This is a genomic window from Salmonella sp. HY31, from assembly GCF_042604575.1.
GTDB lineage: Bacteria > Pseudomonadota > Gammaproteobacteria > Enterobacterales > Enterobacteriaceae > Salmonella > Salmonella diarizonae.
This window is the reverse complement of sequence record NZ_CP170479.1, coordinates 3,972,431-3,989,130: the sequence shown is the minus strand read 5'-3', so window position 1 is coordinate 3,989,130 and position 16,700 is coordinate 3,972,431. Positions and strand designations below refer to the sequence as shown.

At 52.9% G+C, this 16,700-nt stretch carries 14 protein-coding genes; 5 read left to right on the top strand and 9 right to left on the bottom strand.

The annotated features are described in order from the left end of the window. Positions 1 to 312: 312 nt before the first annotated feature. From gcvA to rlmM, 3 genes are read left to right on the top strand one after another with little or no spacing between them, the layout of a single operon-like run. Positions 313 to 1,230: a glycine cleavage system transcriptional regulator GcvA gene (gcvA, locus tag ACE15A_RS19010; protein ID WP_000044409.1), complete on the top strand. Its 918-nt coding sequence runs from the start codon at positions 313 to 315 to the stop codon at positions 1,228 to 1,230. Between the two features lie 18 nt (positions 1,231 to 1,248). Then, a complete protein-coding gene (locus ACE15A_RS19005; RefSeq protein WP_000203913.1) occupies positions 1,249 to 1,644 on the top strand; it encodes a DUF423 domain-containing protein in 396 nt (131 codons plus the stop codon). Next, on the top strand, positions 1,637 to 2,737 hold the full coding sequence (gene rlmM / locus ACE15A_RS19000; protein WP_023249262.1) for a 23S rRNA (cytidine(2498)-2'-O)-methyltransferase RlmM: 1,101 nt from the start codon (positions 1,637 to 1,639) through the stop codon (positions 2,735 to 2,737). Before ACE15A_RS19005 ends, rlmM begins: the two co-directional genes overlap by 8 nt. A gap of 58 nt (positions 2,738 to 2,795) precedes the next feature. Here the strand turns inward: rlmM and fucR are convergent, their stop codons facing one another. The 5 genes from fucR to fucP form a co-directional block, all read right to left on the bottom strand. Then, complete coding sequence (gene fucR, locus ACE15A_RS18995; protein ID WP_023249263.1) at positions 2,796 to 3,506, bottom strand: L-fucose operon activator; 711 nt, start codon at positions 3,504 to 3,506, stop codon at positions 2,796 to 2,798. Positions 3,507 to 3,563: 57 nt separating this feature from the next. Then, the gene (gene fucU, locus ACE15A_RS18990) at positions 3,564 to 3,986 is read right to left on the bottom strand and encodes an L-fucose mutarotase (protein WP_023249264.1); all 423 of its coding nucleotides are present in this window, start codon (positions 3,984 to 3,986) and stop codon (positions 3,564 to 3,566) included. Position 3,987: 1 nt separating this feature from the next. After that, the gene (gene fucK, locus ACE15A_RS18985; RefSeq protein ID WP_053509177.1) at positions 3,988 to 5,406 is read right to left on the bottom strand and encodes an L-fuculokinase; all 1,419 of its coding nucleotides are present in this window, start codon (positions 5,404 to 5,406) and stop codon (positions 3,988 to 3,990) included. Positions 5,407 to 5,503: 97 nt separating this feature from the next. After that, positions 5,504 to 7,279, bottom strand: coding sequence for an L-fucose isomerase (fucI, locus tag ACE15A_RS18980; RefSeq protein WP_053509175.1), 1,776 nt, complete (start codon positions 7,277 to 7,279; stop codon positions 5,504 to 5,506). A gap of 31 nt (positions 7,280 to 7,310) precedes the next feature. Beyond that, entirely contained in the window at positions 7,311 to 8,627 is a 1,317-nt protein-coding gene (fucP, locus tag ACE15A_RS18975) for an L-fucose:H+ symporter permease (RefSeq protein WP_053509173.1), read from the bottom strand. A gap of 555 nt (positions 8,628 to 9,182) precedes the next feature. On the opposite strand from fucP, the gene fucA reads away from it, so the two are divergent. After that, positions 9,183 to 9,830 (top strand): L-fuculose-phosphate aldolase, encoded by a 648-nt coding sequence (gene fucA, locus ACE15A_RS18970; protein ID WP_023249267.1) that lies wholly within the window; start codon positions 9,183 to 9,185, stop codon positions 9,828 to 9,830. A 16-nt stretch (positions 9,831 to 9,846) separates the two neighbouring features. Next, positions 9,847 to 10,989 carry a lactaldehyde reductase gene (gene fucO / locus ACE15A_RS18965; RefSeq protein ID WP_053509171.1) on the top strand — a complete coding sequence of 381 codons (1,143 nt, stop codon included), beginning with the start codon at positions 9,847 to 9,849 and terminating at the stop codon, positions 10,987 to 10,989. Between the two features lie 90 nt (positions 10,990 to 11,079). Here fucO and xni read toward each other — a convergent pair whose 3' ends face one another. The 4 genes from xni to ppnN all read right to left on the bottom strand — a co-directional run bounded on the left by xni (position 11,080) and on the right by ppnN (position 16,651). Then, positions 11,080 to 11,835 carry a flap endonuclease Xni gene (gene xni, locus ACE15A_RS18960; RefSeq protein ID WP_023249269.1) on the bottom strand — a complete coding sequence of 252 codons (756 nt, stop codon included), beginning with the start codon at positions 11,833 to 11,835 and terminating at the stop codon, positions 11,080 to 11,082. A 171-nt stretch (positions 11,836 to 12,006) separates the two neighbouring features. After that, complete coding sequence (gene sdaB, locus ACE15A_RS18955) at positions 12,007 to 13,374, bottom strand: L-serine ammonia-lyase II (protein ID WP_053509169.1); 1,368 nt, start codon at positions 13,372 to 13,374, stop codon at positions 12,007 to 12,009. 58 nt (positions 13,375 to 13,432) lie between these two features. Then, the gene (sdaC, locus tag ACE15A_RS18950) at positions 13,433 to 14,722 is read right to left on the bottom strand and encodes an HAAAP family serine/threonine permease SdaC (RefSeq protein ID WP_023178908.1); all 1,290 of its coding nucleotides are present in this window, start codon (positions 14,720 to 14,722) and stop codon (positions 13,433 to 13,435) included. Positions 14,723 to 15,286: 564 nt separating this feature from the next. Beyond that, positions 15,287 to 16,651 (bottom strand): nucleotide 5'-monophosphate nucleosidase PpnN, encoded by a 1,365-nt coding sequence (ppnN, locus tag ACE15A_RS18945; RefSeq protein WP_023249271.1) that lies wholly within the window; start codon positions 16,649 to 16,651, stop codon positions 15,287 to 15,289. Between the last annotated feature and the right edge of the window lie 49 nt (positions 16,652 to 16,700).

Sequence of the window (16,700 nt, the reverse complement as noted above, 5' to 3'; positions counted from 1 at the left end):
GCGGTGCTACATTAATCACTATGGACAGACAGGGTAAATGTACAGGAAGTGAAAAAGGGTAGCTTTGCTACCGTGGTCTGAATAGCAGACCAATTGCAAACACAACAACACAACATCACAACCGTAAGCCAAAAGCCCATCAGAACACGCATTCCGATAAAACTTTTCGTTCCGGCTCAGGAAGTGCCGCCACTATAGGTATTTGCTGGTAGAACCTCAACGGACAATTTATAATGTCTCAGATTAAAAAAACTAATAGGTTACATAGTGTTACCTATTTGTTAAATTCATTCGACATTAAGTCCAGAGGCCATGTCAAAACGATTACCTCCTTTAAATGCTTTACGCGTTTTTGATGCTGCCGCGCGCCACTTAAGTTTTACGCGGGCAGCGGAAGAACTTTTTGTGACGCAGGCCGCAGTAAGCCACCAAATCAAGTCACTTGAGGATTTTTTGGGGCTAAAACTGTTTCGCCGCCGCAATCGTTCGCTGCTGCTGACGGAAGAAGGCCAAAGCTATTTTCTCGACATTAAAGAGATATTTTCCCAGCTAACGGAAGCAACGCGTAAGCTCCAGGCGCGTAGCGCCAAAGGGGCGCTGACGGTGAGTTTACCGCCCAGTTTTGCCATCCAGTGGCTGGTGCCCAGACTCTCTAGCTTTAACTCAGCTTATCCGGGAATTGACGTCAGGATACAAGCCGTTGACCGTCAGGAGGATAAACTGGCAGACGATGTCGATGTCGCGATTTTTTATGGCCGCGGAAACTGGCCGGGCTTGCGCGTCGAAAAATTATACGCAGAATATTTACTGCCCGTCTGTTCCCCTTTATTACTCACAGGCGAAAAACCATTAAAGACGCCGGAAGATCTGGCGAAACATACGCTATTGCACGATGCCTCCCGGCGTGACTGGCAGGCCTATACTCGTCAGTTAGGGCTCAACCATATTAACGTCCAGCAAGGGCCGATATTTAGCCACAGCGCGATGGTGCTACAGGCCGCTATTCACGGACAGGGGATCGCGCTGGCGAATAATGTCATGGCGCAGTCTGAAATTGAAGCCGGGCGACTGGTGTGCCCATTCAATGATGTTCTGGTGAGTAAAAATGCTTTTTATCTGGTTTGTCATGACAGCCAGGCAGAACTGGGTAAAATAGCCGCCTTCCGTCAGTGGATTTTGGCGAAGGCGGCGACGGAACAAGAAAAATTCCGTTTTCGTTACGAACAATAATTAACTTAGGGTATGACCATGACCAGCCGTTTTATGCTGATTGTCGCCGCTATCAGCGGTTTTATTTACGTTGCTCTGGGCGCGTTTGGGGCGCATGTTTTGAGTAAAACCCTGGGCGTGGTTGAAATGGGCTGGATTCAGACCGGCCTGCAATATCAGGCGTTCCATACGCTGGCGATCTTTGGTCTGGCGGTGGCGATGCAGCGCCGTATCAGCATCTGGTTTTACTGGAGCAGCGTTTTTCTGGCGCTGGGTACGGTGCTGTTTAGCGGCAGCCTGTACTGTCTTGCGCTTTCGCATTTGCGCCTGTGGGCGTATATCACGCCTGTCGGCGGCGTCAGTTTCCTGGTAGGCTGGGCGCTATTGCTGATTGGCGCCATTCGTATGAAACGTAAGGGCGCGAGCCATGAATAAAGTTGTATTGCTCTGCCGTCCGGGGTTTGAAAAAGAGTGCGCCGCAGAAATTACCGATAAAGCAGGAAAACGGGAAATATTTGGTTTTGCGCGCGTAAAAGAGAACGCAGGCTATGTCATTTATGAATGCTACCAGCCGGAAGATGGCGAAAAGCTGATTTCCGAACTGCCGTTCAGTTCGCTGATTTTCGCCCGCCAGTGGTTTGTGGTGGGCGAACTGCTGCAACATTTACCACCGGAAGACAGAATTACGCCGATTGTCGGAATGTTGCAGGGCGTAGTGGAAAAGGGCGGCGAGCTACGGGTTGAAGTCGCCGACACGAATGAAAGTAAAGAACTGATGAAGTTCTGCCGCAAATTTACGGTGCCGCTACGTGCGGCTTTGCGGGATACGGGAGTATTGACGAATTATGAAACGCCGAAGCGTCCGGTAGTCCATGTCTTTTTTATCGCGCCAGGATGCTGTTATATCGGTTATTCGTTCGCGCATAACAATTCACCGTTTTATATGGGCATCCCGCGTTTGAAGTTTCCGTCCGATGCGCCGAGCCGCTCAACGCTGAAACTGGAAGAGGCGCTCCACGTTTTCATCCCGGAAGATGAGTGGGATGAACGTCTGGCGAACGGCATGTATGCGGTGGATTTGGGCGCCTGTCCAGGCGGATGGACTTACCAGTTAGTGAAGCGCAACATGTGGGTCTACTCCGTAGATAACGGCCCAATGGCGCAAAGCCTGATGGATACCGGACAGGTGACCTGGCTGCGCGAGGATGGCTTCAGGTATCGTCCGAACCGGAATAATATTTCGTGGATGGTCTGCGATATGGTGGAGAAGCCGGCCAAAGTCACCGCGTTGATGGCGCAGTGGCTGGTGAACGGCTGGTGTCGGGAGACGATTTTTAATCTTAAACTGCCGATGAAAAAACGCTATGAAGAGGTGTCGCATAACCTGGCGTATCTTCAGGCGCAGTTGGATGAGCATGGCGTTAATGCGCAGATCCAGGCGCGTCAGCTTTATCACGATCGCGAAGAGGTGACGGTGCACGTGCGTCGTTTGTGGGCGGCCGTCGGCGGGCGTCGCGACGAGCGATAAAAACGCGCAGTCGCCATCCAGCGTGTAATCAGTACCGGATGGCGCACGCTTATCCGGCCTACGACTGCGGCGCATCTGAAACAATATGCGTCACGTTATCCAGATGCCCGATGCGCGCCTCTCCCGAACGATTAAATTTACTTTTATCAATCAATAATAAAGACTGCGATGCGCGCCTGAGCAGGATAGATTTAAAATCGGCGTTGATCGCATTGGAGTCCCACAGATCGCCGCCGCCGTCGATCCCCTCACAGGAAAAGATGAACAGATCGATATCAAGCGATTTTAACTGTGAGATAAGAGATGGATTAACGTAACAGCCATATTTGCGTTCAAGCTGACCGCCGGAGCTTATCAGCGCAATGTGTTCGCGTTTTCCCAGTTCCTGACAGATAGGATGGCTATTGGTAAAAACCTGAACATGAATATCCGGCAACTGGCGGGCCAGATACCAGCAGGTTGAACTGGCATCCAGCGCAATCGTCATTCCTTCTTCTATCCACGCTAACGCTTCACGGGCAATATCGGCTTTATGCGCATAATGACTTTTCAGACGGATATGGAATGGATCGCCGCTGTCCTGATTTTCACGATGAATATATTTAGCTCGTCCGTGATTACGCAGCACTTTTCCCTGTGTCTGTAGTTCACTGAGATCGCGGCGGATGGTCTCTTTACTGACGTTAAGCCGGGTGGCCAGCGCTTCGGTGGTCAGACTTTTATGATTGATCAGCAGATCGACTATCGCTTGTTGGCGTGCCGCTTTCATTTTTCTCACCCCATCATTCGATGAACGCCCGCGCCATGCGGGCGCACCGACAAGAGATTACGGCGTTACCCCTTTTTTTAAAAGAATATTTCCGTACTTCGCGCACTCACCTGTGATAACGATCGCAAACGCTTTTTGCGCCCGTTCATAAAACGCATAGCGGTTGAGACGAACAATATCCGGGCACGGCGCTTCTAATGACAAGGCGTTCCGATAGCGCGCTTCAACGCTGGGGTCGAGCGTGTCGCCTTCCACGGCAGCCATCATCACCAGCGGTGGAGCGTAGCTATCCAGTTCAAATAGCGGAATAATTGCCCGCAGTAGATCGCTGACGCTAAGACCATCGGCACGAATCACCTGTGGGCCCAGACTCTGCGCGGGAAAGTGAGCGTCGGAAAAAATGATTTCATCCCCATGGCCCATCTCGGCTAGCACTTTGAGCAGTGTCGGGGAAATTAATGGTGAAATGGTTTTTAACATTTCATACTCCCTCAATAATTTCGGGTTCGGTTTGCGGCCAGAAATAGCGATACTGATAATTGACCTGCGCGCGCGCCTGCTCCGGGCTACTAAATTCGCCTACGCCGTACCAGCCGAACATGGCGGCGCCGGCAACGGTGGTTTCTGCGTCGTCCAGCACTTTGATAGGGATATCAAGATGATTAGCTTTCATTTGATTCCACAAAGTGTTGCGACTGCCGCCGCCAACCAGTAACAGTTCTGTGGCGTTAAAATGACCGATTTTCTCCAGCGTGCGCAGATTACGCTGAAGTTGCGCCGTCAGGCCTTCCAGCGCGGCGCGATAGAAATGGCCGCGGGTGGTATTGAGCGTCACGCCCTGCCAGCCTGCATTTTGACAGGCGAGCAGATCGCACTGCATCCGCACGCCTTCCGTGCCAGCGGGAATAGCGCGCGCTTCGTCGATCAGCGTTTGCCATGGCGTTTCCGGCGTCCACAGCAGTTTTCGTACCCATTCGAGTACTCCGGAGGCCAGCCACTGCATTCCAGGGTTATAAAGCCCCGACTGACTGTCCAGTTCACAGGTTGAGCCCGGATACTGGCTGAGCAGCGAGGTATCCACCTGACCGCTGCGAACCATCAGAATCTCCCACGTTCCGGAGGAGAGTACCGGTTCACCTTGCTGTGCGCCAGCGCCGAATAACGCGAACTGAGTATCGTGTCCGGCAGAGATCACCGGGACACCCGCTGGTAGCCCAAGTAGCCTGGCCGCGTCTGTCTGTAGCGTGCCTATCGGTGCGCCCGCTTCCACGATACGTGGGAACAGGCGGCGCGCCAGGCCTGTCGCCTGCAAGATTTCCGGACTAAAGTCGCGCTGATGGATATCCAGTAGCTGACTGGTGCCAGCCATAGTGATATCGGTCGTAAACTCGCCGGTCAGACGGTGGTTAATCAGCGACGAGATAAACAGCCAGCAGTGAGCTTGCTCCAGCAAGCGCGGATGATTTTCTTTAAGCCAGACCAGCTTATACAGCGTGTTGAAGCTGAACGCGCCGACGCCGGAGAGCGTCTGCAATTGCCGGGGTGAGATATAGCGCTCGATCGTTTCCATCACGGCGGCGGTCCGCGGGCATTTCCAACTAATGACCGGATAGAGCAGCTTGCCCTGTGCATCGACCAGCGCGCCATCGACGCCGAAAGTAGTCACCGTAATACCGCGAACAGCACACTCTGACAGGGCGCCGGAGAGTGACCTGCAGCAGTCGGCGAAACGTTGTAGAATGGCGTCCAGCGACCACTGATGCCAGGCGCTATTTTCTACGGTAATGTCGCTGGCATTAGCGATTGAGGCGCGGGCGACAATTTTTCCCTGGCGATCAACGGCGATCGCCCGAACGTTAGTCGCGCCGCAGTCGAGAACCAGGATGACGTCTTGTTTCATAGATAACTCCATAAACGCCGCCCGATGGCGCTACGCTTGTCGGGCCTACGTGGTGCTGTAGGCCGGATAAGCGCAACGCCATCCGGCATCCGGTGTCTTAACGCTTATACAGCGGGCCATAATTCTGGCAGGCGCGATAATCCTGGCCTTCAATATCCATACCGTGAGCCGCCCAGGCGGAAGGACGGTAGATCTTCGCCTCCTCTACGTTGTGCATACATACCGGGATACGCAGCATCGCGGCGAGAGTAATAAAGTCCGCCCCTACATGGCCGATGGTGAGTACGCCGTGGTTAGCGCCCCAGTTCGCCATCACCGAATAGACATCGGTAAACGGGCCTTTGCCGGTAAGACGCGGCGCAAACCAGGTGGTAGGCCAGGTAGAGTTGGTGCGGGCATCAAGCTGATCGTGCATCGCTTTCGGCAGTTCGACGCTCCAGCCCTCGGCGATTTGCAGTACTGGCCCCAGGCCTTTGATGATATTCACGCGGGTCATAGTGAACGGCACGCCACCTTCGGTCAGGAAACGGGATGAGTAGCCGCCGCCGCGGAAGTATTCGTGAATCGCCGGGCACCATTCGGTGGCCGCCAGACATGCATCCGCCTCTTGTTGGCTGATTTCCCAGTGTGGCTTCATGGTCGGCTTGCCTTCGCTGTCGCGCTGTTTACAGGCACCGTCCAGAGCTGCAGAACCGGAGTTAATCAGGTGAATAATGCCGTGCTCCGCCAGTCCGCTGAGCGCCTGGCCGGTGACGCGTTCTACGGCTTCCGGCGACCAGTAGGTTCGTACGTCGGCGAAAATCTGCGCGGTACCGGTGAGTTGATGGCCAAATAGCATCGCTACGCCGTTCAGACTGTCATTTTCGGTGGCGACGACAAACGGTTCGCGTACGCCGTTCCAGTCAAAAGAGCTGTTGAGCAGCGCTTCGGCGGTATCGCCGTTCGGGTATTGATCGGTCCAGTGGCGCTGGCCCTGGAAGCCGGCGGCAATGGCGTTGTAGCCCAGCGATTCTTCAACTAACCCTTTGTCCGCCAGCGTCTTGTTGCCCTGCATCATGTCGCGAATACACATCGCCATCAGCAGGCTTTCTTTTAGCACCGCGCGGTTCTGGGCTTCATTGCGCTTATACTGCGGGGCGTTCTGATCTTCGCCGTAGCGGAAGTTTTTATCCGCCCACGCCAGCGCCATCTCCAGTTCGGCCTCATCATAAATTTTCTGATCGATACGGCGACGCAGTTCGGTCATATCTACCGCTTGTACCTTCATGCCCAGCCAGGATTCAAAGAAGTTATGATCGACAATGGAACCAGCGATCCCCATCGACACGCCGCCGACGGAGAGGTAGCTTTTGCCTTTCATACTGGCTACCGCTAACCCTGCCCGCGTAAAACGCAGCAGTTTTTCTTCGACGTCGGCGGGAATGGAGGTATCGTCGGCATCCTGCACGTCATGACCATAAATGGAGAACGCCGGAATGCCTTTCTGGCTGTGCGCCGCCAGCGCCGCGGCAAGGTAAACCGCCCCGGGACGCTCTGTTCCGTTAAAGCCCCAGATGGCTTTCGGACGCATTGGGTCCATATCAATAGTTTCGCTGCCATAGCACCAGCACGGCGTAACGGTAATGGTCACGCCCACGTTCTGGCTGCTGAATTTTTCTTCACAGGCGGCGGATTCCGCCATACCGGCAATACAGGTATCTGCAATGACGCACTCCACCTGTGCCCCGCAGGCGTGGCGGATTTTCTCGGTGATGAGTGCCGCCGTCGCTTTCGCCATATTCATGGTCTGCTCTTCGAGCGACTCGCGTACGCCCATACGACGTCCATCAATCACCGGGCGGATACCGATTTTCGGTAAGCTGATTTTTTTCATGACAGATTCCTCACGTTATTCGGATAAATGTTCAGTTTGTCGCCGCTTGTGAACGGAAACGGGCAAAGATGAAGATGATGGCAAAGCACAATGCCGGAACCAGTTCAGCGGTCGGGATTTTGCCTGCGGCGTCGCTAACGAAGCCCATTACTGGCGTGACAATACCGCCGCCAATGATGGTCATGACGATAAAAGACGAGCCGTACTTAGTGTCCTGTCCCAGATTTTTGATACCCAGCGAGAAGATGGTCGGGTACTGGATTGACATAAATGCGCTACACAACGTCAGCGCCAGCAGGCCGATATGTCCGCCGCTAAAGGCGGAAATCAGACACAGGAGCATGGCAAACAGGGCGTAGGCGGCCAGCACTTTATGCGGCGCGAAGCGGCTGATAAGCCAGGTACCGGTGAAACGGCCGATAAAGAAGCACACCATCGTGCCGGTCAGGTAATTGGCGGCGAAGCCGGGCGTCATTCCTGGGATCTCCTCAATGGCGTAGCGGATCAGATAGCTCCAGCAGGCGGTTTGCGCCCCCACGTAGCAGAACTGCGCCAGCACCGCCCAGCGCCAGTGGCGGATACGGATGAGTCGGGAGAGAGAAGATAAGAAAGAGCTTTGTTTAGCATCGCTGTGATCGTCACTTTGCAGGGCCGGAAATTTGGTCAGCATAATCAGCAGCGCAACTACTAATACGATGGCGACGATAATCATGTATGGCGCTTGTACCGATAACACCAGACTGTGTTTATAGGCGCTAAGCTGATCCGGCGTCATTTTATCAAGCGCTTCCTGTGATTGATGCGGCACGTTAGACAAAATAAGACTTTGCCCAAACACAACGGCGATAATAGCGCCAAAGGAGTTAAAAGTTTGCGCCAGATTAAGCCGAAAATGGCCACCGCTTTCTGGACCCAATACTGTAACAAAAGGGTTGGCCGCAGTTTCAAGACAGCCTAAACCGGCAGCGATGATAAACAGGCCAATTAAAAATAATGTATAATTCATTATTTCGGCGGCAGGCCAGAATAATGCGGCGCCAAAAGCATACAAAAAAAGCCCGGTGATAATCCCAGCTTTATAACTGAGTTTTTTCATCAAAATCCCGGCGGGAATTGGAATGACGAAATAACCGAAATAAAAGGCTGATTGAATCAGTCCGGCCTGAAAGTTGGTTAGCGTAAAAGCCTGTTGAAATTGCGGTAGTAAAATGTCATTCAGATTATTGGCGACAGCCCATAGAAAAAATAGCGAGCAAAGTAAGGCGAATGGAATAATGTAGCGCTTGCTCTTGCTTTGCTCTGCATCCACAGCACGAAAACTCTGCGTTTGTATTGTTGTGTTTCCCATAGCATCCTCATTGGTTCAGAAGCTTTTGCGTGCGGTCGGCTCTACTCACCAGACCGTAAAATTAGGTGAGTTCGCTTTTCTTACCGGTAATAAATTGGCGTCCGGAATGAACTCATGGATTCATTTTCAAATAAAAAAGGCCTTTTAATATGATGGTGGTCACATTTATACCTGAGAGCATAGCGTTCTGTGATTATCATCACTTTAATTTCTATAAAAAAATGACCGTTTGAGATGTTTAATTTAAAAAACCACAGGATGAATGCCCGAATTAAATTATTGCTACGAAAACGGGCAGGTGTAACTTATTCTTCATATTTGCCCGTTTTAAAAAATATTATTAATAGCGGGCATTTATTGACGATTGAAACGGTAGTCGTCTGGTTTATCGTGGCGGATTAATTGATGTGTATCACAAAATATCGTCATTTAAATTCCCTTCTCTTTATTCAGTATGATGATAGTTGCTAACTATTCGATTATTTCAACTGGACAGCAGCGTGATGCAGAAGGCGGTTTTGTTGTCTCATTTTGAATCACAGAGAGAGGTAAATAATGGAACGAAATAGACTGGCGCGGCAGATTATTGATACCTGTCTGGAAATGACGCGGTTAGGGTTAAACCAGGGGACGGCGGGTAACGTGAGCGTACGTTATCAGGGCGGAATGCTGATTACGCCGACGGGGCTCCCCTACGAGAAGCTGACAGAGTCGCACATTGTCTTTATTGATGCTGACGGTCAGCATGAGCAGGGCAAACTGCCTTCCAGCGAGTGGCGTTTTCATATGGCGGCATACCAGACTCGCCCTGACGCCAATGCTGTGGTACATAACCACGCTGTTCATTGTACGGCAGTCTCGATCCTGAATCGCCCGATTCCGGCGATTCACTACATGATTGCCGCCGCGGGTGGGAACTCTATTCCCTGCGCGCCCTACGCCACCTTTGGCACCCGCGAACTTTCTGACCATGTTGCCGTGGCGCTTAAAAATCGTAAAGCGACGCTGCTACAGCATCATGGGCTTATCGCTTGTGAAGAAAATTTAGACAAAGCGTTGTGGCTGGCGCATGAAGTGGAAGTGCTGGCGCAGCTCTATTTAAGTACGCTGGCAATTGTCGATCCGGTACCGGTACTGGATGACGAGGCGATCGCTATCGTGCTGGAGAAATTTAAAACTTACGGGTTACGTATTGAAGAGTGATGTCAGGAGACAGGCTATGGCGAACAGAATGATTCTGAATGAAACGGCATGGTTTGGCCGGGGAGCGGTGGACGCATTAACCGATGAGGTGACGCGTCGCGGTTATCATAAGGCACTGATTGTTACGGATAAAACGCTGGTAAAATGCGGTGTGGTCGATAAGGTGACAAGCAGAATGGATGCCGCAGGACTGGCGTGGGAGATCTATGCAGGCGTGATCCCTAATCCTACGATTTCTGTTGTCCAGGAAGGGCTTAAGTTCTTTACCCAAAGCGGCGCGGACTATCTCATCGCCATTGGCGGCGGTTCTCCGCAGGATACCTGCAAAGCGATCGGTATTATCAGTAACAATCCAGAATTTGCCGATGTGCGCAGTCTGGAAGGGCTATCACCGACCCGTAAACCCAGCGTGCCGATTATGGCGATTCCGACAACGGCGGGAACCGCGGCGGAAGTCACTATCAATTATGTGATTACCGATGAAGAGAAACGGCGCAAATTCGTTTGTGTCGATCCGCATGATATTCCGCAGGCGGCATTTATCGATGCTGATATGATGGACGGTATGCCGCCCGCGCTGAAAGCGGCAACGGGCGTGGATGCCCTGACCCATGCTATTGAAGGCTATATTACCCGGGCCGCATGGGCGCTGACGGATGCATTGCATATCAAAGCTATTGAAATGATTGCTGGCGCGCTGCGCGGCGCTGTTGCCGGAGAAAAAGAGGCCGGTGAGGCGATGGCGCTGGGGCAATACGTTGCCGGGATGGGGTTTTCCAATGTGGGGCTGGTGCATGGGATGGCGCATCCGCTGGGGGCGTTTTACAACACGCCGCACGGCGTTGCGAATGCTATTTTGCTTCCGCATGTGATGCGTTTCAATGCCGGACATACCAACGAGAAATTCCGTGATATTGCCCGGGCGATGGGGGTGAAGGTAGAAGGATTGAGCCTTGAAGAGGCACGTAATGCCGCCGTGGAAGCCGTATTTACGCTAAATCGCGATGTGGGAATTCCGCTGCATTTGCGTGATGTCGGCGTTCGAAAAGAGGATATCCCGGCGCTGGCGCAGGCGGCGTTCGATGATGTCTGTACTGGCGGCAATCCGCGTGAAGCGAGTCTGGCGGACATTGTCGAACTGTACCATATCGCCTGGTAATTTTGCCGGATGGTGGCGTGACGCCTTATCCAGCCTACAGAATGGCACGAAATGTAAGCCGGATAAGCACAGCGCCATCCGGCAACATTGTTACCGCACCAGCCGTAGCTGCTGTAAGTTTCCGTCAATATGTAAATCGGTTTGCAGACGTGCAATATCGCGGCAGAGAAATGCCATTTCTTTATGCGTCTCAAGCTTTTTGCGCCACTTTTCCGGCATCTCATCCAGGTGGGCGTAAATTCCCTCCAGATTTTGAAACTGAATCAACAACTGGGTCGCGCTTTTGGGGCCGATACCGGCAACGCCGGGGACTTTCGAACTGCTGATTCCTGCCAGACCCCAGTAATCCGGCAACTGCCGGGGAAGTACTCCAAACTCTTTTTCAATAAACGGCGCGTCCAGCCAGCGTTTCTGGAAGTAGTCGCGAATGCGCAATCCCGGAGAGAGTAACTGGCAATAGCCTTTATCAGTTGACACAATGGTTGCCTGGTGTCCGGCTTCGGTAACTTTTAGCGCCAGCGTCGCCGCCAGATCGTCCGCTTCGTTACCGTCTGATGCCCAACAGCGCACGCCGCGCTGTTCAAACGCGGCGCGTAGGGCGGGCATTTCATTATGTAAATCGTCAGGCATCGGCGGACGTCCTGCTTTGTAGTCCGGCAAACGCTGATGACGCCAGCCGCTGCTGCGCGCGTCGTCATCAAAGACCGCTACGGCATGGGTTGGCTGGCTGTGGATAATCAATTGATCGAGCGCGTGTTGGCAGGTTTCCACACAGGGCGATCCCTGAACGGCGTGAATACGGCGAATCAAATTGAGTGCGTCGACGATAAGCAGATGAGCAGCCACGGTGTTCTCCCTTACAAACCTGCGCGTAGGGTAACACTGGCGGAGAGACGAGGCTAATGTCAGGCATCAACATTTTACCGGATGGCACCGCGCTGCGGCTTATCCGGTCTACAAATGACACCCGTAGTGTAGGCCCGGTAAGCGTCAGCGCCACCGGGCAATGAGAAACGACTAATCGCAGGTAACGATCTTCATCGCCAGGCCGCCGCGCGAAGTTTCGCGGTACTTAGCGTTCATGTCTTTACCGGTTTCGTACATGGTCTCAATCACTTTATCGAGGCATACGCGCGGTTCGCTGGTACGGCGCAGCGCCATACGCGCGGCGTTGACCGCTTTGACTGAGGCAATCGCGTTACGCTCAATGCAGGGAACCTGTACCTGACCGGCAACCGGATCGCAAGTTAACCCCAGATTATGCTCCATAGCGATTTCTGCGGCGATACACACCTGGGCCGGACTACCGCCCAGCAGCTCGGCCAGACCCGCTGCCGCCATGGAACAGGCTACGCCGACCTCTCCCTGACAACCCACTTCGGCGCCGGAAATAGAGGCGTTCATCTTATACAGCGAGCCAATCGCGCTGGCGACCAGCATATAGCGAGCAAGCGAGTTAGCATTTACTTCGCGGATAAACTTGTCATAGTACGCCAGCACCGCCGGAACAATACCACATGCGCCGTTAGTCGGCGCGGTGACCACTCGTCCGCCTGCGGCATTCTCTTCGTTCACCGCCAGCGCGAACATATTGATCCAGTCAACGACCGCCATCGGATCGGTGGTGGTCTTATCCTGACTGACCAGCATCCGACGCAGCGCCGCCGCGCGACGCGGAACGCGCAGTTTACCCGGCAATACGCCCTCGGTGGTGATACCGCGCTCAATACCTCTGCGCATTACCTCCCAGACCCTGGCGAAGTGCTGCTCCAGCGCTTCTTTACTGTGCAGGGCCAGTTCGTTTTGCATCATCAGACCAGAGAGCGACAGGCCCGTCTCCTGACAGTGACGCTGTAAATCTGCGGCGGTTTTGTAAGGGTACGGTACGTTGACGGGTTCGCTATTCGACAAACCAAAGTGTTCTTCATCGACGATAAAGCCCCCGCCAATGGAGTAGTAGGTTTGGCTGTAGAGAACCTTATCGCCCGCCAGCGCGGTAATACGCATCCCGTTCTCATGCAGAGACAGGTTGTCGGCGTGGAAATTCATGCACTTATCGACCGGAAATTCGACTTCATGCTGCCCATTGGCCAGTAGTAAACGCCCGTGGGTGTTCACATCCTGGATAAAGGACGGAATGGCGTCGATATCGACGGTGTCCGGCAGATTCCCCGCCAGGCCCATGATAATGGCGATATCGGTGTGGTGGCCTTTACCCGTCAATGACAGAGAGCCGTAGACATCCACCACTACGCGGGTGATATCCGTAAGAATATGGCGGGCAATCAGATCGTCCGTGAACTGCTTGCCAGCTTTCATTGGTCCGACGGTGTGAGAACTGGAAGGGCCAATGCCGATTTTAAAAATATCGAATACGCTAATCATAGGGCATCCATTGCGGTTGTATCATAGAGAAGCGCCGCGGTAAGCGGCGCTAAAGGACTTAGCTGAACAGCGAGTAGAAAATAGCGGAGATGGCAATCAGGCCCATAATCACAACGAATACGTTGCTGATATGACCGCTGTACTTACGCATTGCCGGTACTTTCTGGATGGCATACATCGGCATCAGGAACAGAATCATCGCGATGATCGGGCCGCCCAGGGTTTCAATCATGCCCAGGATGCTGGGGTTCAGCGTAGCCACAATCCAGGTGGTGACCAGCATAAACAGTGCGGTAATTTTGTTCAGTTTGTTGATTTCGATGGATTTACCTTTACCACGCAGCGATTTAATCACCATCCCGTTAAAGCCTTCACGCGCGCCCAGGTAGTGGCCGAGGAAGGATTTGGTGATAGCAATCATCGCAATGATCGGCGCCATCCAGGCGATGATCGGTGCGTTAAAGTGGTTCGCCAGGTAAGACAGAATAGAAATGTTCTGCTCTTTTGCCGCCGCCAGATCTGCCGGCGTCAGGCTCAGCACGCAGCTGAAGACGAAGAACATCACGGTCAGCACCATCATGATGTGGGCGAAGGCCAGAATTTTAGAACATTTCTTCTCAGCGCCTTCACCGTACTCTTCACGCTTCGCCACCGCGAAGGAGGAGATGATCGGGGAGTGGTTGAAAGAGAAGACCATCACTGGAATCGCCAGCCACAGCGTCATCCACAGACCGTTGCCGGTAGACGCGGCAGAATCAAAGGACAGCGTTTCCAGCGCCGCGCCGCTCCACTGCGGGATCAGGTACAAGGCCAGCAGCATCAGCGCGGCAACGAACGGGAATACCAGGATACTCATCGCCTTAACGATCATCTGCTCGCCGAAGCGCACGATGGTCATCATGCCGACAATCAGGATCAGGGAAAGAATCGCACGCGGCGGCGGATTAATCGCTAACTGATGGGTCAGGAAGCTTTCCACGGTATTAGTAATAGCCACGCTGTAAACCAGCAGGATAGGGTAAATCGCGAAGAAGTAGAGCAGGGTAATCAGTTTACCTGCACCGATACCGAAGTGTTCCTCAACGACTTCAGTGATGTCTTCGCCCGGATTTTTACCGGACAGCACGAAGCGGGTTAAACCACGGTGTGCGAAAAAGGTCATCGGGAAAGCGAGAATCGCCATGATGATGAGCGGAATCATGCCGCCGACGCCTGCGTTGATTGGCAGGAACAGAACGCCCGCGCCGATAGCCGTGCCGTAAAGGCCCAGCATCCACATGGTATCTGTTTTGCGCCATGCGCTTCGAGAGTCAATCGAAGCAATAGTGCTGGTCTGAGTGGTTTCTATCTATTTCTCCTGGAGGATGCTAAAAATCAGGTTGCTGGTCTAATCCAATGAAAAAAGACCTGATCGTAAAATGAAATCTGCTTAGGGACGCTTTTTATATAATTTTTCGCCGTAATAATTTTCGGGCGGAAAGATACATTTAAGTGATGAATGTATCAGTGATCGCGATCTCAAATGCAATAATCCGCTTTTTATGTGGATAAATTTGGACCATTAATCTATTAAAAAAACGTCATAACGAATTTCCGGGCGCGAAGGCTACCATTAACGATATAAGGCCGGAAAGATTGGGGCGCAAGATACGGAGGTTCCGCTATAAAAATCAATGTTTTTAGTGGATTCTGGTGGCGAATAATCGTTTAGACCGATAAATCACGGTAAGAGGAGTGAGGAAAACGTTTGCCTGGCAATCTATTTATGCCGAATCATAAATGGTGTTTATAAAATAATGCGGGCTATGCCTCTGATGACAATCATAAAAAATGAAGGCATACGTCGGTCGCCATACCGCAATGAAAGGAATGGGAGAAACGCCCGGCTGTTGTCAGCAACCGGGCATAAGCATTAAGCGCAGATCTCGTAACAGGGGATGTAGGCGGAACCCGGCAATTTCATACGATGCTGCGCGACGAATCCCTGAAGCAGATCGTCCATGCGACGCATCATCTCTCGATCGCCGTGGATTTTATACGGACCATTAGCTTCAATGGCGCGTATCCCCACCTCCTTCACGTTCCCCGCGACAATGCCGGAGAAGGCGCGCCGCAGATCGGCCGCCAGAATCTCAACCGGCTGATCCGGGTACAGTTTCAGGTTGGCCATATTGTCATGTGACGGCTCAAACGGCACCTGAAGATCCGGTGAAATACGAATCGACCAGTTAAAGCTATAGGCGTCGCCGGTATCGCGGCGATTTTCTTTCACCAGCGGCATCGCTTTCTTCATCAGCCGCGCCACCTCCGCCGCATCGTCAATGATGATGCGGTAATGACGGCGGGCCGCTTCGCCCAGCGTATGGGTAATAAACTCATCCAGAACGCGGAAGTAATCGGCGCTCTCTTTTGGTCCAGTCAGGATCAGCGGCAGCACCTGATTTTTATTGGCCGGATTCATCAAAATACCCAGCAAATAGAGCAGTTCTTCCGCCGTACCTACGCCGCCCGGGAAGATGATGATACCGTGTGCGATACGGACGAACGCTTCCAGGCGTTTTTCGATATCCGGCATGATAATCAGTTCGTTCACCAGCGGGTTAGGCGGTTCAGCCGCAATAATGGAAGGTTCAGTCATGCCGATAAAGCGGCTGTCTTTATAACGCTGTTGCGCGTGACCGACCGCCGCGCCCTTCATGGGGGCTTCCATCGCGCCCGGGCCGCAGCCGGTACAGATGTTCAGCTCGCGTAATCCCAACTGCGTGCCGACGCGACGGGCATACAGGTACTCGTTTTCGTTAATTGAGTGGCCGCCCCAGCATACCACCATGTTTGGCGCTTCGCCGACGTGCAGCGCCCGGGCGTTGCGCAGAATGGAGAACACCAGATTGGTGATATGTGCTGAGCTTTCAAGATCCAGATGCTGGAAACGCCCGGCATTATGGATCTGCCCATTCACAAAGAGAATGTCGCGCAGCACCGCGAACAGGTTAGCCTGTAGCGCACGAATAATCCGTCCGTCAACAAAGGCGTCTTCAGGCGGATTAATCAATTCCAGCTTCACGCCGCGCTCGCGGCGCAGTACGTTGATATCGAAACTTTCAAAGCGGGACAGCAGCTCTTTGCTGTTGTCAGTCAGGCTGCCGGAGTTAAGAACGGCAAGTGAACAGTTACGAAACAGTTGATACAGGTCGCTACTGGCCGTGCGTTTCAGCATGTCCACTTCCAGTTGCGACAGCATATCCATTGAGCCAAGCGGGCTAATATGTGTAATCAAGTAAACTCCTTATGGGACGCAACACGCCATTCCCCGTTGATTACAATAG

Bases quoted from the DNA above. Each gene is read 5' to 3' on its own strand.
- gcvA (WP_000044409.1), top strand. From the start codon at position 313: ATGTCAAAACGATTACCTCCTTTAAATGCTTTACGCGTTTTTGATGCT.
- ACE15A_RS19005 (WP_000203913.1), top strand. From the start codon at position 1,249: ATGACCAGCCGTTTTATGCTGATTGTCGCCGCTATCAGCGGTTTTATT.
- rlmM (WP_023249262.1), top strand. From the start codon at position 1,637: ATGAATAAAGTTGTATTGCTCTGCCGTCCGGGGTTTGAAAAAGAGTGC.
- fucR (WP_023249263.1), bottom strand. From the start codon at position 3,506: ATGAAAGCGGCACGCCAACAAGCGATAGTCGATCTGCTGATCAATCAT.
- fucU (WP_023249264.1), bottom strand. From the start codon at position 3,986: ATGTTAAAAACCATTTCACCATTAATTTCCCCGACACTGCTCAAAGTG.
- fucK (WP_053509177.1), bottom strand. From the start codon at position 5,406: ATGAAACAAGACGTCATCCTGGTTCTCGACTGCGGCGCGACTAACGTT.
- fucI (WP_053509175.1), bottom strand. From the start codon at position 7,279: ATGAAAAAAATCAGCTTACCGAAAATCGGTATCCGCCCGGTGATTGAT.
- fucP (WP_053509173.1), bottom strand. From the start codon at position 8,627: ATGGGAAACACAACAATACAAACGCAGAGTTTTCGTGCTGTGGATGCA.
- fucA (WP_023249267.1), top strand. From the start codon at position 9,183: ATGGAACGAAATAGACTGGCGCGGCAGATTATTGATACCTGTCTGGAA.
- fucO (WP_053509171.1), top strand. From the start codon at position 9,847: ATGGCGAACAGAATGATTCTGAATGAAACGGCATGGTTTGGCCGGGGA.
- sdaB (WP_053509169.1), bottom strand. From the start codon at position 13,374: ATGATTAGCGTATTCGATATTTTTAAAATCGGCATTGGCCCTTCCAGT.